Genomic DNA, 23217 nt, shown 5'->3' with positions numbered 1-23217 from the left:
GTGAGTGGTAGGCTTATAATGGTGGATGATATTTTGAATAGAACAGCCAGTGTAGATGATACGCTGGCTGTTTTATTTTTCGAAACACCCTGGTAATCGAATGCCTCACATCCTGGATCACAGTTGTATGAATTGTTTCATGGAAAAGGCGGCTTGCATGTTGCATTTGTAGTCATCAGGGGAAAGCGTGGCGGATAATTTGGATGGGATTGCGAATTTGAAGATGGCGTAGTATAAGATATGTGTTATGGGGATGGAGAAACTGATAGAGGATTATTAGTTTTTATATAAGTCGGAAAAGGAGGGAATGAGTTTTATACTGTTTAATCATTAAAATTAATTTTGTGGTATCCTTTCGTATCCGCCATTAACAGGACGGTAATATCTGCCATCTGCATAATGATAATTCACTCCCTGATAAGCCACTACATGTGGTTGTTCCGGTACTGTTTTAACCACTACCGTCTTTGATCGGTGTCTGTGCTGAGCCGATAACTGCGTAGTAGCACCGGCAAATACAATCATCAGGATCAAAACAATTTTCGCTTTCATAACCTATTCTTTTGGGTGAGTAACAATGTATATAAGACCGGTATCGTGCCAGATCGTTTAAAGTTATATAGTTAAATAGTGTTAATCCGTCTGGGGAATAGCTGGGTTGGTAGATAATCAAATAATGAGACATTCGTAGTATGAAAATATGATTGGGCGGTATTATTTTTAAACTTCGATCCTGCAACAAAGAATTGTTTGTAATATCAAATTCGGTAAGGGTGTCATGTCAATTTTAGTTTAGCCGGCTACAGATCCCTTGATACTTATGTCAACTACACAAAAGATTTGGAGAAAATGAAACTAATACACTACCATAATTTCCTTTTTTATTTTTTGAATCAGTATTAATGGGTACATTAATATATAACGGTATTTCACTGGGGGGCTGTAACAGGTGTCTCCTATGTGAATGCCTGATAACAATTAAATGGAATAGATGATAGAAACGATATTGGTTTTATTAGCTGATTTTATATTTATCCGTTTTGTATTAATTACCTTAATACAAAACTGACGATATACCTATTTCATTTATAAACATGGCGAACGTTACGAAGGTATCGTTATAGATACAATTGAAACAACAGATATGGACGGTTTTCCAAAGTATGATGCGCTCATAGAATTTCATTCTTTTCATGGACAACGAAGAATTCCTGCGAACCGCCTGCATTATCAGAAATCTGCAATAGGGAAAAAGGTGGTAGTAACCTGTTTGAAAAAAGATATGACTTCAGTAATAAAAGATCCGGTCGATGTGGTTGCACGTCTTTTGATAATGGTGGTAGTACTGATCGTATTTTTTGCATTTACAAATTGCATAACCCTTTGTTTAATTTTCAAAAACCTATGATCATATATCAATTTATATTTTCCGGACCAACATTAGACGAGGATGATAACCTATATCTTCTTGATGATATAGACACCTTTTTGGGCATCCTATATCAACAAAACCAGATTTGCTCCCAGAATATTATTCTAAACTTTACACCAGATGGAGTGAGAGCCGTAGTAGATTCTCCTTCAGAACTAATGCTATTTAAAAAAGAAAATAACAAGTATCCCTTATACTGGTTAGAAAAATTAAAAGAAAGTTATGGATATGATTTAGCTTTTGAAAAAATAGGAGAGAACCCCTTAAAAATGTCAGGCGATTACGCCAATGCATCCGCATTTATTTTGTATGGTGACGGGTCTTCCCCCCTTCGTTCTTTCAACGATTTTAAACAAATACCGCTATACGAATTCCCATATACTTATAATGGAGATCCTTCTTATAATGATATTAACTGGTGGCATAATGATTACAATGATTTGATGTCGCTTTGGTTTAGAGGTCATATCAATGAAGCCTATTGTAATAAAAAACTATCATCCATTACAAGCCCTTTAACAAAAAACGGACTGGCCATCTGCAGGAACATAGAAACCCTTACTGCCAGAGCCTGCTACTACTACCTTTTTAATTATAAGAATGATATTACAGATAACTGCCCATCCTGTGGCGAACACTGGAAGCTGGAAGAAAAAATGTTTGACGAGTTTAACCGCTGCTGTCATAAATGTAAAATTATCTCCCACACACGAATTGATAAATAGGTATTATTACCAATGCTATGCCTGGTTTCTCTCCCTCTGACCAAAATCATTTAAAAAATATTATCCTTTATTGTTAAAAGTTTCAAAAAATTATATTTCTTTGCACAGAGTTGTTACAGTGTACCTATGTGAACGCATTTGTTAATCAAGCATCAATTGTAGCATAAAAAGTATGGCGGAACCCTTGATGTCTATGTTTGAGGGATGTAGTATGTGGCATTTATCGAACTAATTCATAACCCAAATGCCAGGGCTGTTTTTCAACTGTATTTATTATTTCTTGTACCGTGATATGACCGTTTAAGGTCCAATATCCTTATATCTATGTCGTACTGAACCTTTTACTATGTATAGAAAGTCTAAAGGGGCATTGCCGGTAGTTTTATGTCTGCTGGTATTGCTGGGAACCCGTGTGTATGCGGGCCAGCGAAGCCTGTCATCCGTTAACCCCGACTCCCTGCCAGCTGGTTTGGCAGATAGGGCATTGTTAAATCAACCAGCATTGAAACAAGCTGTTATATCAGCCGTAAACCAACGCTCTGGAACAAATAACCTACAGCCAACCGCCTTCACAAAGGATAGCATTCCATTCAGTAAATTCGGACTGAATAGCATGAATACCTCTGCGAAAGCGCAATTCACGCAATACCTTACCTCTGGCAACAGCGCTGCCGGCATGACCAAAATGAAGACCCTCTTCAATAGCATGAAGGATAGCACAAAAACATCCGCGTACTTAGATAATAAGTTACGTGGTTTTTATGCGTTGCGAAATAACCAGCTCACCAGTGGGTTTAGTTTGCCTGGTATGCCTGAAAATAAATTAAAAGGAGTCTCCTGGACTACTGCTTATATGGACACTACATCCATGATGTCTGGCTGGTGGAACGAAGGCGTGGTACAGGATGCAGTCACCCTTGGTGGTATCCCGGTTCAGATTAATTATTCTACGCTATCCGGTTATAACTACGCCGGTCCTTCTCTGAATGATGCTCACTTCGTGCAGTTCTCATTCGACAGAGAAACCTATATGAGCTCTATTAATAAACAGCTCAATCAGAACTACGACTTAAAGAAATACTTCCTCGAAGATCTCGATATTAAGAGCAGCATGAAGTCTTACGCTACTTCTTCGCTCAATTCAATCGATCAGCAGGGGATTAAAAATAAAATTTCCGGCGATCAGCTGATGTACCTGGACACCGCACAACTACGTCGCTCTGTCATGGGAAATTCTTTGCCTGTCAGCTTCTCAGCGGATTCCGTTAAAGCACTCGCTGCCTCAAAAGATAGCAACGATCAGGCTTTATACAAACAATACCAGCAATCAGAATACTTCCGTCAGGTGCTTTCTTTAAAATCACAAATGGGTGATGTAAAAGAAATGAACCAGTTACTGGGTTCACAAAAGCAGGTAGTTGGTAATATCGAAAACTGGATGAATAAAGGAGAGAACACGGCTGCAATGGGCGGAAAGCTCCTGCAGTTAAGCGCCTTACAGAAGCTCATGATGAACATGCAGGCAATGAAAGTAGGTAGCGTCGGTGACTCAAATGGTTTATTCATGTCCGGTGCCGCTGGCTCCTTTCTCAAAGGAAATAAAGCCATCAGCTTACTCGCAGGTAACAGCAGTGAACTCGGCATTCAGGATGGAGGCATGCAATCCGCAACAGGTAAGTCTTCTTACAGTATGCAGGGCATTACCCTCGGTAAAGGTACTACTTCCTTTACGGCCCTGAATGCAAACTCAAAAGCACAAACGAATAACAGCTTTAATACATCCTCCCTCAGCAGAAATGTATTTGTAGGATCAGTAGCAGAAAAGGTGAGTCTTGGCGAATTGGGTACACTGGATGTAACCTTGTCCAAGTCCAGCAGCACTTACGGTACCGCTTCCGATGCTGCAGGTGTCTCCAAATCTGCCGCCGGTCATTTAATGGATGACCTCTGGGCCACAGCTTCTGTAGGCCTCGCATTGAATGGAGGTGTAAAGGAATGGGGTCTGACACATAAGGTATACATCAATTATTCCGGTCTGGGTTATGTAAACCCCGGTGCGCCTTTCGGCAGCAGAGGAACCATGCAGTACGGCTTCCTGCTCAAACGCAGCTGGCTGAAAAATAAAGCCATGGTCAGCGTACGTACAGACTTCCGTGACCTCGCCACCTCAGCACTGACTAGCGAAAAGAGAAAGAGCATTACTTACGCTGTAGATGGTCGTTACCGCTTTACAAAGGAGGTGACCATGGGTGTGAATATATTACAGAGCTCCTTGCGCGAAGGTAGTACTACCGCTTACCTGAACAGAAAAATATCCTTTTCTTCACAGGTAAATGGCAAGATCAATGGCAAAGTATTCAGTAATAACTCCACTATAGGTATTCAGCAATTGAACTACCTGACTGTAAAAACCCTGTTCCTCAATATAGGTTCTTCCCAGACCCTCATGGCAGGACCGGGTATGATTATCGCCAGCCTGAATTTCAGCAAAGATGTCAACAATGCTGCGGTATACAACAATCTCTTAAATACTGAAGGTGGTTACCAGTATAACTTATTCAAAAAAGTATCCTGTGGTAGCTCCCTCATTTACATGAACAGTAAGGATGTGGTGGAACAGATCGGTATTCGTCAGCAGGCAGCTACACAGCTGTACAAACGCTGGAGCGTAAGCCTTTCTGCAGATGTGCGCAAGAACCTGTTCAACTCCGCAGCTAATTATTATTACGGAAAATTCAATACCGCTATGGCGGTTCATTACCAGATAAACTGACAGCAATATGAAGAATGGAATCAGACTTTTAATGACCGCGCTGTTCGGTATGTTATGCCTGCAGGGCAAGGCGCAATACACCTTTGCATTCATGCCTGAAGTGCAGGGACGTTCAATTAACAATATTTCACAGGTGCGTATCAGCAATACAGGTAGCGCTGTTACGGCAAACCTGCGCATCGTAGTATCCGAAGCATCTGTGGGTACTGTGGTCACTATTGATATACCTCAGTTCCAGCTATTGCCCGGCACCAGTGCAGTACCTCCCGGTGCTGTATACCAGGCGGCGGTGACTTTTGGTAACACTAAAATCTCTACTGTCATCAGACAGAGTGGGTACTTCCCATCTGGTGATTATGAGTATTGTTTTCAGCTCTTCGAAGGGGTGAGTCACAACAGCGAACTGCTGGCTGAACAATGCTTCAACTATGAACTGGAGCCGTTTAGCAACATGCGGCTCATACAACCTTATGATGAAGACAAGATCTGCGATAAGCGGCCTACATTCAACTGGCAGCCTTTAATTCCTGCCATCAACGGGGCGCAATACCGCCTGTCGCTTGTAGAAGTAAAGGACAGACAGCAGCCCATCGAAGCGCTGCGTATGAACCTCGCAATCGTTAATCAGCGTGATATCCCGATGCCGATGTTGTTGTATCCTTCCATTGCCAATGAACTGGTGGAAGGTAAGCAATATGCCTGGCAGGTAACTGCTTATCAGAACGACCTGATTCTGGCACAATCTGAGATCTGGTCTTTCACAGTGGATTGCGAAAAGGATTCAACGAAACTCCCTGTGGAAGCTTTCAGAAGCATCGAAGACCTGAGCAGGGGTAACTTCTACATAGCCAGAGGACAGTTGTTATTTGGCGTCACCAATACCTATGCAGCTACTGATCTGAACTACAGCATCCGTTGTCTCACCAAACCTGATCAGGCGGTGAAGAAACTGCCGGCTGTACAGATCGTAAGAGGTTACAACCAGGTGGTGATCGATCTCACTGATAACAATAGTTTTAAGGATGGTTACTACTACATCATGGATGTAAACCTGCCTGATGGAACACGTAAACAATTAAGATTTATTTATAAAACAGCAGAATGAAGTACGGAATAATCTTGTGTTGCCTGGTGTTGGTATTCTGCGCCTGCAAGCACAGTAAGAAGGAGGTAATGCAGGCGATAGCGGAAACGGGAATGCTGCAGGATAAAGAGGAGAATGGTTTTCATTATCGTTTGCAATATATGCCGGCTACAAAGAATGATGACCTGCTGCGTTTTCGTTTGAAGATATCGAATAGCAACGGTACGGCATTGAAGGAGATAGATGGTCAGGCCTATACGTATGGTCTGGATTCCATGTTTGCCTTTGTGAATGTAGCGGATACCTCAGCGCCTGTAGATGTTGTGCGTATAGCCAATGGTAATATCGGTGGCCTTGAATATATGCTGGTCTTTGAGCGCCCGCTTGCGTATTCACAGGCCAACTGCCGCCTTCTTTTCAGAGATTATTTATTTAATCATAAGTTCCTCACTTTCCCTATACAGGGTGATGCTATTAAACACATTGATTCCTTAAGCCTGAACATATGATGATCAGTCGAATGCAAACCCGGAGAAGAATAGCCTGTTTCTTCCTTGTTCTGTCATCCATGCAGATATTAATGCCTGCGGTATCGTGGGCACTCACTTCCGGCCCTGCCCAGCCGGAGGCGAAACAGTTTACACCAGCAGTGACTACTGATTTTGTAGACCTGTCAACTGGTAATTTTAAGTATAACATTCCTTTGATGGATGTGGATGGGTATCCATTAAACCTTGACTATCAATCTGGCGTAGGAATGGATGATGAAGCCACCTGGGTAGGATTTGGCTGGAACCTGAATGTGGGCGCCGTTAACAGGCAACTGCGTGGTATAGCCGATGATAGTTATGGTGATACCGTGTTAACGAATAACTATGTGAAACCGAAGATTACCATCGGTGGTAGTCTGACAGATAGGGTAGAGGTAGCTGGTTTTGGTAAGAATCTGAAACTATCAGGTACGTTTAGCCGTGGTATGCATACTGATAATTATACAGGTATTGGTGCGGACCTTACAGGCAACGTAGGTCTTTCCTTATCTATTCCGGGGGCCAGTTACCTAACTCCGGGTGTGGGTATTGGGGTGACCAGTAGTTCCAGCGAGGGTGTAACCGTAAATCCTTCTTTATCCATGAAGGTGACTACCGGTGGCAATACCGTGCAGGGGATTGGTTTCTCTGCCAACATGGCCTATAATACCCGCGAGGGATTAAAGAGCATTACCCTGGGTACCAGTTTCGATGTAAATAAGCTCAGTAATTTTGCTGATTTAGGTTATCGCAGTACCTGGAGCTTTAGTGCGCCTGCCTTTTATCCAAAGGCAAATATGAACTTTACTTCACACAACTTTACTTTCAGTAGCGATATCGGAGGTAGTTATTATATTTTATATGGTGGTACCGGTGTTACCGGTTATAAAACCAAACGTGAGGTAGCCAATCCATCCCAGCAAAACAGGGCTTATGGCTTTATGTATGCAGAGCACGGGAAGAATAATACAGGCGCGATGATGGACTTCATGCGTGAAAAAGATAACCCGGTTATTCCGGAGTTGATGAACCTGGCGGTGCCTGTTGCTACACCTGATATATTTACTTATACCAGTCAGGCAGATGGTGGTCAGTTCCGTTTGTTCCGTAACCAGTCCGGCGTTTTCTTTGATAACCTCACAGAAGACAATTCTGATAATACCTCTGCCAGTGTTGAAGCAGGTGTAGGTGGCTACTTTCATGGTGGTACTTCTGTATATAAGCAGAATGTTAAAACAACCAATAGTAAATGGACAAACGATAACTCCTTCCTGACGAATGGTGACTTCCCTGTAACTACAGTAACAGGTGAGGAAGATGCTTACTTTAGACAGGCTGGTGAAATAGCGGTGGAAGATCCTTCTTTCTATAACAGTATTCAGGGGGAAGATGCTGTAAATGTTCAGTTCATCGGAAAGAACGCACAGAATGCACTGAAAAAAGGATCAAGTGTATATCCGGCCACAGGGAAATACAAACGCAATGGCCGTCAGATCAGGAAATCACCTGTTATGCCTATGCTGGCAGGAGAGATGAGTCTGGCCGGTGGTGGCGATTCATTATTACATACTTACCGTTTTATTGATAACCCGGATTCAATTCCCGGTGCCTGTAAAGCCCTGACTTATGCAACAGAAAGCAGGGTAAACAAATTTAGAAAACCAGATCATATCTCTGAGATTATAAAAACGACCAATGATGGTAAGAGACTGGTGTATGGTATGCCTGTATACAATAAAAAGCAGGTTGAAGTGAGCTTTGCAACAGATGCCTCCCGTCTGAATACATCTACCAAAAAAATTAAACTGGTCACAGATGCTGCCGGCAACCCGACACATAAGCCAGTGAATAGCCGTGGTCAGTCTATCTCTGACGAATATTATAACAGACAGGAACAGCCAGCGTATGCGACTTCGTGGTTACTTACCCAGATCCTGTCTCCCGACTATGTGGATGTTACCAATGATGGTATTACTGAAGACGATAGAGGTACTGCCTATAAATTTAACTACTCTTTAGTAAATGGCGACTACCAATGGCGTACGCCGTATGGTGATTCTGCCCAGTATAACCCGGGCCTGAGAGCCGATCCGGATGATGATAAGGGTTCTTATGTATATGGTACAAAAGAACTTCGCTACCTGCATTCTATCGAATCCAAAACCATGGTCGCCTACTTCATTACCGGCGACAGAGAAGATGGATTGGGATACAACGTATTGGGTGTATTAGACAAGTCGGTAAAGCAGAAATACCTGAAAGAAATTCGCTTGTATGCAAAGAGCGATATGACAACGCCGATTAAAACTGTCAAATTTAATTATAGCTACACGCTCTGTAAAGGTATTCCTAATACTTCTACAAGTGGTGGTGGTAAACTGACCCTTGATGCCGTTTATTTTACTTATGGCAATTCTACCAGAGGTAAAGACTATTATTATTCATTCAAGTATAATAACGATCATGGATATGCATCTTTGCTGACTGACCGTTGGGGTACATTGAAACGTTCTACCGATAACGCAACCGCAGGTTTCTCCCTACTGAACGACGAGTTCCCTTATACGGTGCAGAATGCCGCCGCTGCTGCGGTAGATGCCGGCATGTGGCAATTGTCAGAAATACAAATGCCTACAGGTGGTAAAATATCTGTTGACTATGAGGCGGATGACTATGCTTATGTACAGAACCGCCGGTCAATGGTCATGTCGAAGATTACAGACATGAAAGATGGCAGTGGAAATACTACGACCTCTCTTCGTGATGCAAAACAGTTTTTAATAGACCTGGGTACTGCTCCGGATGACGTTCCTGCTACCAATGCGGCAGATGTGCTGGCCTGGTTTAAGACAAAATATCTGGATGGATCAGACTATATGTACACAAAACTATTTGTGAATGTAACAGACGATCCGAATTCCACTACAGATTCCAAATTTGATTTTGTACCTGTATATGCTGCGGTAGGTGCTGTCACCATCAGTGGCGCTACAGCCACTGTTACATTCAAGAATGATACAGATGGTGGGGTGACCGTGAACCCGCTCATCGGCGCAGTGTGGCAGAGAATGAGGATGGAATACCAGCGCTACGCTTATCCGGGCTACATCAACCGTATCAACAGCGATTTACCTGTTATTACGGCTGTAAAGGCAATTGCGACCTCTATTACGACGCTTTCAGAATTATGGGAGAATTTTAACGAGAAAGCATATAGGAAGAAGTTTGGTAGCCAGGTAAATCTGCAGAAAAGCTTTGCCAGGGTTGTAATCCGTGCAGGTAAAAAGATTGGTGGTGGTCTGAGGGTAAAACGCGTGAAACTGTCTGATGAATGGAATACCATGGCCACTGATCAGGAGGCTGCTATTTACGGACAGGAATATGAATATACCATTCAGGAAGAGGGCAAAACCATCAGTAGTGGTGTGGCTGCATATGAACCAGCAAGTGGCGGGGATGAAAACCCGATGCGTATGCCTGTGAACTATACGCAGAATGTGAAGTGGGGCCTGAATAACTATTTCTACCTGGAAGAGCCAATGGGCGAAACCTTATTCCCCGGACCACAGGTGATATACAGACAGGTCACAGTACGTAACCTGACTGCTGATGGAACAGTGGACACTAAAAATAAAACAGGTTGGTCAACCGCTGAATTCTATACAGCAAAAGAGTTCCCTGTTATCGTACAGCAGACTGGCCTGGATAAATATCTGCATAAGCCAAATTCATGGGCAACGTTCTTTGGTGGTAAATCTACCTATGAACTGGCCATGTCACAGGGTTATTCCATTATCCTGAACGATATGCATGGCAAGCCTAAAGCCGACAGGGTATTTAACCAGTCTGGGCAGGAGGTGAGTGCAAATGAATACTATTATAATACAACAGAAGATGGTGGTACACAACGCCTCACCAACGTGGTAGATGTAGTGGATGCAAATGGTAATATTACCACTGACCAGGTGATAGGCCGCGATATAGAAATGTTCACGGACATGCGTGAATCAGAGTTAAGTAACTCTGGTACTAGTATCAACCTCGGTGCGGATGTTGTGCCTATCTGGGGATGGCCTGTGCCGATTCCTCACTGGCCCAGATCCAGCAACACCGATTACCGCCAGTTCCGCGGTGCTTCTGTGTTGAAGACAATCCAGTATACTGGTATACTGTCTAAGACAATCAAGAAGCTGAATGGTTCCAATATATCAGGTACGACATTACTGTATGATAAATATACAGGTGAACCTGTGCTGACACAGACCCAGAATGAATTTGACGATCCTGTTTATTCCGTGAGCATACCTGCTTACTGGATGTATAAGCAGATGGGTATGGCATATCAGAACCTGGGTATGGTGATGAAGGATTTCAGAATCTCTTCCAGTGCAGTACCTTCCCAATACGCGTCTTTCCTGTCTCCCGGCGATGAGCTGATAGATCTTTACACAGGTATCCGCCTGTGGGTGATCAAGTCTCCGACCAGTACCAGCTCTACGGCTGCATTGCGTATTATCTCCCAGTCTGGTCGTACGATCAAGGACTATAGTGGTACCATGAAGGTGTTCCGTTCCGGTTATCGTAACCAGCTCGGCGCTAATGCAACCAATATGACGCTGTTGAAGAATCCGGTGGTGGCTAATAAACTGAAGATCATCAGCAACGAAGAGCTTTCCGGTTATAATGTAATTAATGCTACAGCCGTATTGTACTCAGATGCATGGGGACAACCGGCTGTGTGTCAGAACCCAGGTTCTTGTCCGGATGGATATGAAGAGACAGCCGATGGTACACAATGTATGTATAAGCCTACGCCTGTAGCAGGCTTCGATCTGGTGCCAGGAGATAAGCATAGAAAATATGGCAACAGAGGCGCTTTCTTCTTTGAATACAAAGCGGATGGGCACTATAAAACAAGTACAGCCAATTACTGGATGGGTTGTACTACTGGCTGTGGTCGTCTTGCTGAAGCTGGCGTATGGTTGAAACAAAGACCATTGCATGACTGGTGGGGTGTAGAAAAATGTATTGATATTCCTGCAGGTACCTATTTTATTGGTTACGCGGCAGATAATGCAATGCGGTTAAAAATTGATGAAGTGGATGTACAGCCGCAGTTCCGTGGGGGTAGTGAAAGCTTCTATGAAGCATGGAGAATCAGGAAATTTACAATAGCAAAATCTGGTAAACATATTATCCGTATGGATGCGGCAAATGCAGAGGCAAATATGTCTGCCGCATTTGAAATATATAATAGTTCTGAAGCAACGCTGGTGGCTGGTGATAAAGAAACCATTGAAAAAGAACGTATTTATAGCTCTGTACAGCTGTTAACCGATCCGAATAAGGTGTTGTATTACACAGATGGTGATGATAACAGAGGTACCCAAAGCTTTAGATGCGATAATGGGATGCCGCTGACTAAATGTGATGGCACATTTAACTGTGGATACAAACCTAAACAGGCTTGTCCGGATGGTTATACCCTGAGCGCAGATGGTCAGGCATGTACCGTACCAACCACGATGGATAACCAGACAGGTTTAACCATTGTAAGAGGTAGCAACAACCCGACTTATGGTCAGTGGGGTACGCTGTTCTTTAATAGCGCCGGGCAGGTGGTAGACAGTGTCAGGGCCGATCCGTTCTGGGGTTACCGTTGTGATGGGGTAGATCCTTATGACCAGGGTACAGGAGGACATATTCCAACGGATGACCTGACGGATGTGCCTACCACAGATCCGGGTAATGGTACCGTGATTTCACGCGTATCCGCCAGTGCAGCCGTTACGCCGAATTACACATCAGGTTGTGGCAGGTTAAATGCTGTCGGTGTATGGCTGAATAATAGCTGGGGCAACAACTGGATTGGTATGAACGTCTGTGTAAAAATACCGGTTGGCAAGGTATACTATATCGGTTATGGCGTGGATAACAACGTCCGTATCTATATAGATGGTACACTCTGGAAAGAGCATGTCATGGTGAATGACAATGACCACCGTTATTATTCTTACTGGCAGGTACGTCCGCGCTTCCTGTCTTCCGGTAATCACATTGTTACTATCGAGGCACAGAATATCGTGGATCAGTTTAACCAGCGTTCAGTTGGTCTGGAAGTGTATGATAACACGATTGCTGAACTGAAAGCACATACATTGGATACGATTTTCTCTACCATTCAGTTGGTGAATAGTTCCAAGCCTTACGATACATATGTAAAAGATGCCAATGGTAATATCCTTTATCAGCACCTCAAGTGCGGGCAGGGATCCATCAATATCTGTGATGATTCTCCTGGTTGTCCAGCAATTCCAGCTGGTAATGTACTGAATCCTTATCTGACTGGTTATCTGGGCAATTGGCTGATGTACAAGGAGATGGCCTGGCTGTCTGACCGCTCCGGACAGGATCTGCCTACGAAAACAACAGCTGGTGTGGATATTCGTCATAAGGGGCAATATGCTACATTCTATCCGTTCTGGTATTATAACGGTGGATGGAATATGAGTGCGAATGCCGGTTGGGTAACGAATACAACAACTACACTTTATGATGAATCCTCCCATCCGCTGGAAAGTAAAGACGCATTGAATCAATATAGTGGGGTGCGTTATGGGTTTAAAAATAAACTGCCGCTTGCTGTAGGATTAAATATGCGCCAACGAGAAATCTTCTACGATGGATTTGAAGACTATGTGTTCAACAGTGGTTGTGATAATGCGTTGCCTTGTCGTCCTGATCAATTTGATATTAGACGAAAGTTGGGAGATTCTTATGCATCTGCATTGGATATTGAAAATGCACATTCTGGTAACTATAGTATGAAGCTTGATAGTTCAGTGTCTTTGTGGAGTTATATATATAGCAATGAGCATCAACCAGGTATTTACCTCAACAACAATCAGTGGGGAGAATATTATAGAAGTATAGACTCCTGGCTTGGTTTACGTGACTTTAGCCCGGTGACAAGCAGAAAGTATTACTTTTCAGCATGGGTACGAAATGGAACTGATCTTACCGGCAAGACTCCAGGTATTCGCTTGCAGTTGTTACCAGGTCTCAAGGTTGTTACCTTATCTCTTAAAACAATAGTTGATGGATGGAAACTTGTAGAAGGAACAATTGATTTGCCTGTAGATGTGGGTATAACTGAAATGACACCTTTTGGTATCAAAATTCAAAGATTGTCATCAGAAACCTCAATTGATGATATTAGGATATTCCCATATGATGGTCAGTTGAAGTCTTATGCATATAACGATAAAAATATGCAGTTAATGGCAGAGATGGATGAGAATAACTATGCAACTTTTTATGAGTATGATGAGGAAGGGGCATTGATTCGGGTGAAGAAAGAAACAGAAAGAGGTATTATGACCATAAAGGAAAATCGTTCTTCATATCATAAACGTTAAAAAACCTGTACCATGATTATCAATAAAAACAATTTTAAGGTACTGGCGACTTTACTTGTATTGATTACGACAGCAGCTGCTGTTGCCGGAATACCAGCATTGCTGCAACGCAGGGAGGAAAAAAAGGAAACATCACAAATGGTGATTCCTGAAAATAACAGTAAGGAGCAGACCATTCTGAAAGAATTATATACAGTTTCTCACCAGCTGGATTCAATGAGTGTTTATACTATACAAGGTAGTATTCGGGTGAAGGATTTGAAGGATAGTTTGAATAATATGGAAAGCAATTACTTGTATACCCGTTCTGGAAATAATATGTATTACAGATTGGGTAAGGATGAAATGGTTTCACTAAACACTTTTTATCTTTCAATTTCTCATGATACAAAAGAGATTTTTCTGTCCGCTCCGAAGCAGGTAGAAAACCCAATGGCTATTCCAATTGATGCTGAAGTCAATAGAATGAGTAAAGAAGGATTTAAAATTACCAGGAGTAGTGTTAACGGTTTTGTGACGATCACTATGTCTAATCCATCTCATATCTCCATGAGAGATTATTCACTTACTTATGATAGTACTGGATGGATAGTGAAGACCGAAATGCGGATGCCGGATGAAATGTATCCTGGAGATTTTAATAAAGATAAGCTGATTACTATACAGGTACAGAAATTCGAACCATCAAAAGCTATAAGTGAACTTTTGAGGCCAGAACATTACTTACTTCAATATGGTGAAGTACCTATACCAGTAGCTTCACTAAAAGATTATGAACTAATCAACCATTAATGTTAACCCTATGGACTGGAAATTTATTAAAAGGACTTTAATAACAATTTGTATTCTTCTCAGTATGCTGTCCGCCCATGCTTATACCGGGATTGAATCATATCAGCATCAGAAACAGGGTACGATCAAAAAAGGAGATACTCTTGTTGTAAAGGATGAGAAATTCCTTAACAGCGCTTATGACTGGGAAAAGATCCATAATAAAACTGTCAGCGATATAGTAATATTTTCTCTTTACCGGGATTCTTCCGCCATACCACAGAAGAAATTTAAGTGTACAATTGACCTGAAAGTAGAATACTGGTCATCGCCTGATCAGTCTGATCCAGCTATAGATGATCATATTAAGCTTGAGATCAGTTATGATACAGCCAGAGGAATCAATTATCAGGCGAATGCGACTTACCGATTCAGGAATGGTTATAAGATGAAACTGACGGTCAATGATATTACCAGCGAAGAACTTGGAGATCAGCTTCCTGCTGCCTTCCGGTTGCAGGGTCAGGTAATAGTTGAGCGATCTTACGAAGCAGATACAACGCATATTGTACCAAAGATTGTATTACCATCAAGTGGGAAAGCTGGTACGTTCAATGCTGCCGTGCTCAGGGCTGCAACGTTGGCTTCTGCGCAGAATGGGGTAGCTTCTATATCCTGGGATAAGGTGACTTACGCGGAGGAGTATGATCTTGAGTGGACGTTTGTAGATGAGTTGTCCGCTAACGGCAAGATATTAAGTGATGAAGGCACCGGTATATCAGCAGCAAAGCTGGCAAAGATGTTTCGAAACAATTCCACGCGTGTTACGCTTCAGCAGGAATATTATGATATTTCGCTGGTTCACTATATGAAATACCTGCTTGTCCGTGTCCGAACAGCATACATGGCAGATGGAATCCGGGAGGAAGGTGACTGGGATTATAAGATGGATGCTGGGGGAAGCACTGTGAGTGCTGTTATTTTGCTTGACGATAATACCTTGCATGAACCGAAGTTCAACTGGTTGTATAGTGCGGCATATTCCGAAGACGGGAAGAAGAAAGAGGTAGTAAGTTATTTTGACGGAAGTCTGCGTAACCGCCAGACAATCACCTTGAATAACAGCGATCAGAAAGTATTGATACAGGAGAACCTGTATGATGAATTTGGTCGACCTCAGGTAAGTATTTTACCTTATACTATTAATAATAATATCTTAAAATATTATTCTGGTCAGCATGTAACGACATCCGGGAGTACTTATCGGTGGTCCAATATAAATGGGAGCGGTTCAGATTGTATCAATACGCCTGATGCAATGGGATCCTCATCCGGCGCCGGTCAGTATTATTCATCCAGCAATGAGTTTTTGGCAGATGCGAGTCGTCCGGAGAGCCATTTTATCGCAGATGCCGGCGGTTATCCATTCAGTGTGACTTTGTATACCCCAGACAATACAAACAGAGTATCTGTTAGGGGGGGGGTAGGCGCACTCTTTCAGCCTGGTCCGGACAATACCGTGAGTAAAGCGAGTTATTTATATTATTCCAAGCCGGCACAATGGGAACTGGATCGGATGTTTGGTAATGATGTTGGTTATGCGAACCATTACCTGAAGAACATGACGGTTGATGGTAACGGTCAGGTAGCCGTTAATTATCAGAACGCTTCCGGGAAGACGATAGCGACGGCACTGGCAGGTGATGCGCCGTCAAACCTGGATGCACTTTCCTCAAAACCAGATCCTAAGCAGGAGACTTTTTTACTGATTGAACCAAGGGATTTTACCTTTGATGAAAGCAAATTGTTACTGAGTGCGACATCTTCTTATGCAGCAGCAATAATAGGCCCTGTTTCTTTTACTTATAATGCAGAGAAGCTGATAAAGATTTTCGATGAAAATGGCGTGAAGATTTGTAGCAACTGTTATTATAACTTACATATCCGTGTAACGGATGATTGTAATAAACCCATTTATGATGAAACTATACCTGTAGGCAGTTTGACCGGTGATTGCAGTGCTACCGGCACAGCCACCGGCACCTTCAGTACAACCTTTGATAAGATCGGGGAGTACTATGTCACCTATGAACTGGGTTTATCATCCAGTGCGCTGGATGCCTATACGACAGATTATATTAATAAGAATACGACTCTCAACAGCAAATGGTCTTATATCAATACAGCGCTTCAGTCCAAAGACATGAAGAGCTGCTTTGACGATTGTACGACCTGTCTGACTTCCCTGGGTACCCAGACAGCTTTTACCACAGCAGTAAAGAACCGTTTGAGCAAGGATGGCGTTGAACTGACGACTACGATTGATGCGTATGCGAATAATCTGTATACGACCTTATATAATAACTGTGTCTCTTTGCGCAGCAACTGTACCACCAATCCATGTACCGACCTTGAAAAAACCCTGAAGGAAGACGTAAGTCCTGGTGGTCAGTATGCATTGTTTACCGCAGAGGATACCGCCCTTGAAAAGAGTATCAATGTGCTGTATTTATACTGGCGGACGGAGTTCAGGATTTTAACGACGCCGACGGAGTACAATGCAAACAAGTTCGAACTGGAAGATGGTACAGTGATGAGTGCGAATGATGAGGCCTGTACCTTGTCCATGATTCTTCATCACTGGAAACCGGAGTGGGCGGCCCAATTCATCAAGTACCATCCGGAGTATTGTGCTTTGAGGTTCTGTCAGGCGAACAGTGATAACCTCCGCTGGGAAGAGAAAGTGACTAATATCGCAACAATATCCGATATTCCCACCATGTTGCCTGGTGCTGTTTATTCCACCACCAGCTTCAGATGGCTGGCAGACAAAGATCCGGCATTTGATAATGTGTTAAATGGTTACAGGGAGAGTTTTATTGCAGACATTACCAATTACACGACGAATGTGCTGGGTATTACACAGGTAGGCACCAAAAGTCTGGTAGGTTATGTAGACTACATGTTGTATTGTGCAGATAACAGCGGCAATACGAATGCTAATAACAATCCTCTTCCGAATACGAATAACTGGTCTACCTGTGCTCCGGTTGAGACCTGCAGAATCGCCGATCTTGAATGGCGGATGTACAGAGATAAGTACATAGAACTGAAAGAGAAGTATTATGCCAAGGTACGTGGCACCTCAACATATTGTGGTGGTCTTTGTGCAGTAGGCGATACGATCAGTTATGCAACAGCGACGGGCACGTGTCCGCAGTTATCGGCCTTTACGATACAGCCAGGTGATGCTGCGTGTACGAATCTTCAATCGCTGAAGGTTACATACACAGGTGCACCGCTGACAAGTACAGTGACACTTTCTTTATATTATCCATCTGGTTATGATGGATTAACACAGGTAAGTTCAGTACAGTTTGTAGCCGGACAGACGGAAGCGGCATTCTGTATAGATAATGGCATCGACCGGAATACAGTATTGGTAAGAGGCATTTCCTGCCGTCCTGATGGGATTGATAATGGTGGAGGCAGCACGACCTTTGATTGTGATGCAGCGAAGGCCTTGTCTAATTTCAGTCTGAGTGTAGTAAGGGATGGGCTAACCTATGACCCAAGTACTGGTATTTCCAACTGGAATTGTATTATGACCTATTCCGGGCCTACAATACCAAGTGGAGCGTCTTTGATTGTGGGAGTGGAGTTTAGCTTCCATGAAAATCCGGGAGCAAAGATCTATACCTATACGTTTACAGGCAGTACCCGATCACTGACGTTTGTTTTGCAGGGCGTAAGCCAGGCTACTGGTACTATAGAAGGATCTGCCTGCTCTAATCCAAATCCAACCACGCCGACTACGCCCGACCCTGTTAATACGGGTTGTGAGACGGCTTTAAAATATAAAATCTCCCGCATCAACAATGCAACATACAGCAATGCTGGTATCTCTACCGATACGTTGGCTTTAGCTGCTCAGGTAACAGCTACCCTGACCCAGTCAGTAAAAGAGAACTGTGAAGCACAGGCGGAAGTCTGGATGACGCAGTTAGACGAGTGTCTGCAGGGCGAGACAGATTATGAGACGTCCAAAACAAAGATCAAAGCGAAGCTGATCGAGTTGTGTAAGATAGGTGGAGATATGAATCACCAGAGCGGTGCGAGTACAACGCCTTCAGGCAAGTCCACCAGCGAAGGTTATACGAGTTTCAAACAGGTGTTAACAGGATTGCTGAGCACTCATACGATCAACATGGTTTGTAACCCATGGTTACTGGATGCGCCATATCCATATTATACAAATATGCAGGCGACCAGTAAATCCATCGCCAAATCGACAGCGGATATCTGTTCCAAACTGAGTAGCTTAAAGACAGATTATAACACCTCCAATGGTAGCAGCAGCGTGTCTTTCTACCAATGGCTTGTGAATACTTATGGCACAGCGATGACGCTGACAGAAGCGGAGTTCACCAGGTTGCAAAACAGCTGCAGCAACTGCCGTTACCTGTTGGCCAATGATATGACGCTGCCTGTATTTTTGGATCCATCCTCCACAGGAGCGATCACACCCATAGAATACCAGGAAGTGAAGACGCAGATGACAAATGAAATCGGCGGCTGGCTGAATGCGGAACATGCCAACTATGAGCATGTGTTTGCAACCTATATGAATCACCAGTTAGGTTTTACGTTGTCTTACAGTGATTATAAAGATTATGAAGATAAGTTAGCAGCGAATCCGTCCAGCTTTACTATGTTGTGCAATGCGCCGGTGTTTAGCACAGTTACCGTGAATCCATACAGTTGTACGGAAGAACTGCTGGATGATGCGGTATCGACAGGAACAGTCATATACAATGACTATATATCAGCAGAGAAGAAGAAGTTCCGCAAGGAATACATTGCCTATTGCAGTGGAGTAAAACCGAATCTTCAACTGACGACGAATGAGCAGCTGTATCACTTTACCTTATATTATTACGATCAGGCAGGTAACCTTGTAAGAACGGTACCACCGGAAGGAGTACATCTGCTGGATGCGGGCTTACAAACGCAGATAGATGGAGCGAGAGATAACCTTGGTGGCAACTGTACGTTTGATGGTCCTGTAAGCAATTCCCAGAAAGAATCTGCACTGACTGCGCTGACAGCGGCGCTAAGTTCCACGTCAGCGCGTTCCCTGGAACTATGGCTTTATAATGGTTCTTCATCCGGCAGTCAGTTTCTTGCTACCAGCAGTGGTCAGCAATATTTAATAAATGCCTGTGTATCTGGCAGGTACCTGCATCTGGATATATATACTTTATCAAGTACAACCAGTGAAGTAATTATAACGGCTTCCGTACATACGATTGCCGACATGCAAGGCGCATTGCCGCTGAAACCATGGACGCATGTTGTATTTCAGGGTGCATTGCTGAATGCAAACAGTCTGTCAGTCTATGTAAACGGCAAACTGTGTCCTGTTACTACAACCGATCAGGCGAGTGGTGATTGTGGCTGGGAGCTGGCACCGGGCAGTTATCCTGAGAACTTTGCGAATGTAAAACAGCTGAGGATATACGATCGTTTATTATCCGGAGCAGAGATAGCAGCGAATGCAGCCGAGCCATGTATGTCTTATGCATCATTGTACCGTACTGCACTGGAAGGCTCTAAGGTTTACAGAGGCAGATTCAATGTACCTTCCGCAGGTTCTGAAACCACAACAAGTGCAGGCAGTTTGTCAGAAACACAATATACTCCTATATATCCGGCCCATGGTTTAACTACATCTTATGCTTATCAATCTTTAGGTGGAGTGCGTATTCAGAAATCACCTGATGGAGGTTTGGGAAGGTTCTGGTACGATAACCTTGGAAGAATTATTGCCTCCCAAAATGCCGAACAGGCATTAACCGGTAAATACAGTTATACCGTCTATGATGGACAGAGCCGAACAAAAGAAGTTGGCTTAAAAACAGGTGGCAACACACCAGGTGCCGTCTCATTTATAGCTGCAACAGCAGTAAGTACGTTCCAGAATTCTGGCTCAAACAGCCAGATAGTACAGACTTACTATGACGAGCCTTATGCAGGATTTACAAATACTCAGGAGAATCTGCGCAAACGTATTTCTGCGATCACGTATAAAGATGCGGCTACAGACAATCCCCAGCAGATCACCTATTATAGCTACGATCAGTTGGGTAATATAAAGACGTTATGGCAACAGTTGAAGGACCTTGATCTCAAGCAGATAGATTATAAATATGATCTTGTTAGCGGGAAGGTTAATACTGTAAGATATCAATATGGAGATGACAAAACGGATAAATTCTATTACGGTTATGTGTATGATGCAGATAACAGACTTATCAAATCCTTAAGTGGAATCAATTCTGTATCCTCTGATGGCTGGGAGATTGAAAATGCGAGAACAGATGCATTTTACCGATATTATCTGCATGGTCCGCTGGCGCGAATGGAACTGGGTCATGACCAGTTAGTTCAGGGTGTAGATTATGCATATACAATTCAGGGATGGTTGAAGCAGGTGAATAGCCAGTATCTGTCACCGTCATCAGATATGGGTGGAGATGGGCTTGCCAGTACTGACAGGTCAGTTGTCGCTCCGGATGTATTTGGCTATTCGCTGGACTATTTTGAAGGAGATTATAAACCTTTGGATATAACGAAAACGCCTCCGTTATCCTGGACAAAAGGAGCCGCAGGCGAAGTAGGAACAAGTCTCTATAATGGAAATGTTAGCCATAGTACGGTTGGATTAAGTCAATTTAATAATGTTGTAGGATATTCCTATCGTTATGATCAGTTGAACAGATTAAAGGCGATGAGACAGCATAGCCTGATTAATAATACAGCTACCTGGAATGCTGGAACTGCAGGTGAAAAATATAAAGAGGATTATACCTATGATGGAAATGGAAATATTCTTTCGCTATTGCGGAATGGTAGCGGTATAAATGGTCAATCCGTTTTGATGGATATTCTTACCTATGGATATAACAAGGATGCTGCTGGTAATTTGTTGGACAATAAATTACTTCAAGTGACTGATGCTGTTAGCAATAGTGGGTATACAGTTGATATGACTTCTCAGGCAAATAATAATTATATTTATGACAAGATTGGTAATGTGATCAAAGATGTAGTAGGTGGTATTTCAAATATAGAATGGAATGTTTATGGGAAAATAAAAGAAATTACAAAAACTGATGGTTCAAAAATATCCTTTAAATATGATGCAAATGGGCATAGAGTTTATAAACAATATACGCATAATGATATCACAGAAAAAGCATGGTATATCAGAGATGCGTTAGGTAATACATTGGCTGTTTATGAAAAGGTGAATGATGGGCCTGTTTATTGGAAAGAACAGGCATTGTATGGCAATTCCCGGATAGGTATTTGGAACGGAAATGTTTCAATGTCAGGAACGGAAGCTAATACCAATTGGGATGCTGCCGGTAATAAGAGATATGAATTGAGTAATCAGCTTGGGAATGTATTAGTTACAATCGGTGATCAGTTATCATCAGATAATCAGGCAGTCATTTATAGTGCGCAGGATTATTATTCCTTTGGTATGTTACAACCAGATAGGCAATTTGCAATTAATGAATATCGATATGGGTATAATGGTAAGGAGAATGATAATCAGGTAAAAGGAAATGGTAATCAGATTGATTTTGGAGCAAGAGTGTATGATTCCAGAATTGGTCGTTGGATGTCCGTTGATCCACTTGCTTCCAAATATCCGGAAATTGCTCCTCATGTTTTCACATTGAATAACCCGATATTTTTTAGGGATCCGGATGGAAGAGAAGTAATTCCTGGCAAAGATTTTCTGGCATCTCCATGGGCTAATATATATAAAAAAATGTCAGATAATACTCAGTTTCAGAAAATGATTAAAAATTATAAAGGATCTAAGACCATTAATCTGAATTTGGGTGTGGATGAAACAAAGATCATCAACAATGCAACTGCATATACAACTGTTACAGATAGAAGACCATCTGCAGCAAACCTGAAGTTAATGGGAACAGCTTCTGGTGAAATAAACTATAGTCTTTCTAAACTTTCAAGTAAGGCAGAAAGAAACGATGGTGCTGAAACTACCATATATACCCGTAGTTTTACCGAAATTGGAAGAGCTCAAATAATGATCCATGAAGCAATTCATGCCATGATAGGCACGACAATTGGCGAAAAAGACGACAATAATCACAATGCTGTTGCTAGCCATAGGCAAATGTTAGTAGATGGTTTAAAGGAATACAATACTAAATATAAGCTTGGCTACTCAGATGAAGATCTTGAGGTACTCAGTTGGCAGGGATTGGAAGCTTCTGACGGCTATAAGAATCTCATACAAGGGTTTGCAGATAAAAATAAAACAACGGTGAAGGAAGAAGGTGAGAAATTCAAGGATAAGATGTTTAAATTAAGTTGGAAGGAGGAAGGTACTGAGGTCAAGAAAAATGAGACTCCTGCAACAACTAATTAAAAAAAGAAACT

The 23217-nt window shown here is 42.6% G+C and carries 9 protein-coding genes; 7 read left to right on the top strand and 2 right to left on the bottom strand.

Annotation, left to right across the window (positions count from 1 at the left end):
* Positions 1-336: 336 nt before the first annotated feature.
* Both U0033_RS07730 and U0033_RS07725 read right to left on the bottom strand, forming a co-directional pair.
* The gene (locus U0033_RS07730) at positions 337-552 is read right to left on the bottom strand and encodes a hypothetical protein (protein ID WP_072362387.1); all 216 of its coding nucleotides are present in this window, start codon (positions 550-552) and stop codon (positions 337-339) included.
* Positions 553-1230: 678 nt separating this feature from the next.
* Complete coding sequence (locus U0033_RS07725) at positions 1231-1377, bottom strand: hypothetical protein (RefSeq protein ID WP_177318619.1); 147 nt, start codon at positions 1375-1377, stop codon at positions 1231-1233.
* Between the two features lie 27 nt (positions 1378-1404).
* Here U0033_RS07725 and U0033_RS07720 point away from each other — a divergent pair, with 27 nt between their 5' ends.
* The 7 genes from U0033_RS07720 (at position 1405) to U0033_RS07690 (ending at position 23206) form a co-directional block, all read left to right on the top strand.
* On the top strand, positions 1405-2157 hold the full coding sequence (locus tag U0033_RS07720; protein WP_072362388.1) for a DUF2310 family Zn-ribbon-containing protein: 753 nt from the start codon (positions 1405-1407) through the stop codon (positions 2155-2157).
* 346 nt (positions 2158-2503) lie between these two features.
* On the top strand, positions 2504-4930 hold the full coding sequence (locus tag U0033_RS07715) for a hypothetical protein (RefSeq protein ID WP_072362389.1): 2427 nt from the start codon (positions 2504-2506) through the stop codon (positions 4928-4930).
* Positions 4931-4937: 7 nt separating this feature from the next.
* Entirely contained in the window at positions 4938-6035 is a 1098-nt protein-coding gene (locus U0033_RS07710) for a hypothetical protein (RefSeq protein WP_072362390.1), read from the top strand.
* On the top strand, positions 6032-6523 hold the full coding sequence (locus U0033_RS07705) for a hypothetical protein (protein WP_072362391.1): 492 nt from the start codon (positions 6032-6034) through the stop codon (positions 6521-6523). Before U0033_RS07710 ends, U0033_RS07705 begins: the two co-directional genes overlap by 4 nt.
* Complete coding sequence (locus tag U0033_RS07700) at positions 6520-13962, top strand: hypothetical protein (protein ID WP_143150756.1); 7443 nt, start codon at positions 6520-6522, stop codon at positions 13960-13962. The genes U0033_RS07705 and U0033_RS07700 overlap by 4 nt, the downstream gene beginning before the upstream one ends.
* Before the next feature lie 12 nt (positions 13963-13974).
* Positions 13975-14754 (top strand): hypothetical protein, encoded by a 780-nt coding sequence (locus U0033_RS07695; protein WP_072362393.1) that lies wholly within the window; start codon positions 13975-13977, stop codon positions 14752-14754.
* A 64-nt stretch (positions 14755-14818) separates the two neighbouring features.
* On the top strand, positions 14819-23206 hold the full coding sequence (locus tag U0033_RS07690) for an RHS repeat-associated core domain-containing protein (protein ID WP_072362394.1): 8388 nt from the start codon (positions 14819-14821) through the stop codon (positions 23204-23206).
* The last annotated feature ends 11 nt before the right edge of the window (positions 23207-23217 follow it).

Source organism: Chitinophaga sancti, assembly GCF_034424315.1.
Lineage (GTDB): Bacteria > Bacteroidota > Bacteroidia > Chitinophagales > Chitinophagaceae > Chitinophaga > Chitinophaga sancti.
This window is presented reverse-complemented; position numbering and strand designations above follow the sequence as displayed.

What these genes read in the sequence shown, in the direction of transcription:
- U0033_RS07730 (WP_072362387.1), bottom strand. Translation starts at nt 552, where the DNA reads ATGAAAGCGAAAATTGTTTTGATCCTGATGATTGTATTTGCCGGTGCT.
- U0033_RS07725 (WP_177318619.1), bottom strand. Translation starts at nt 1,377, where the DNA reads ATGCAATTTGTAAATGCAAAAAATACGATCAGTACTACCACCATTATC.
- U0033_RS07720 (WP_072362388.1), top strand. Translation starts at nt 1,405, where the DNA reads ATGATCATATATCAATTTATATTTTCCGGACCAACATTAGACGAGGAT.
- U0033_RS07715 (WP_072362389.1), top strand. Translation starts at nt 2,504, where the DNA reads ATGTATAGAAAGTCTAAAGGGGCATTGCCGGTAGTTTTATGTCTGCTG.
- U0033_RS07710 (WP_072362390.1), top strand. Translation starts at nt 4,938, where the DNA reads ATGAAGAATGGAATCAGACTTTTAATGACCGCGCTGTTCGGTATGTTA.
- U0033_RS07705 (WP_072362391.1), top strand. Translation starts at nt 6,032, where the DNA reads ATGAAGTACGGAATAATCTTGTGTTGCCTGGTGTTGGTATTCTGCGCC.
- U0033_RS07700 (WP_143150756.1), top strand. Translation starts at nt 6,520, where the DNA reads ATGATGATCAGTCGAATGCAAACCCGGAGAAGAATAGCCTGTTTCTTC.
- U0033_RS07695 (WP_072362393.1), top strand. Translation starts at nt 13,975, where the DNA reads ATGATTATCAATAAAAACAATTTTAAGGTACTGGCGACTTTACTTGTA.
- U0033_RS07690 (WP_072362394.1), top strand. Translation starts at nt 14,819, where the DNA reads ATGCTGTCCGCCCATGCTTATACCGGGATTGAATCATATCAGCATCAG.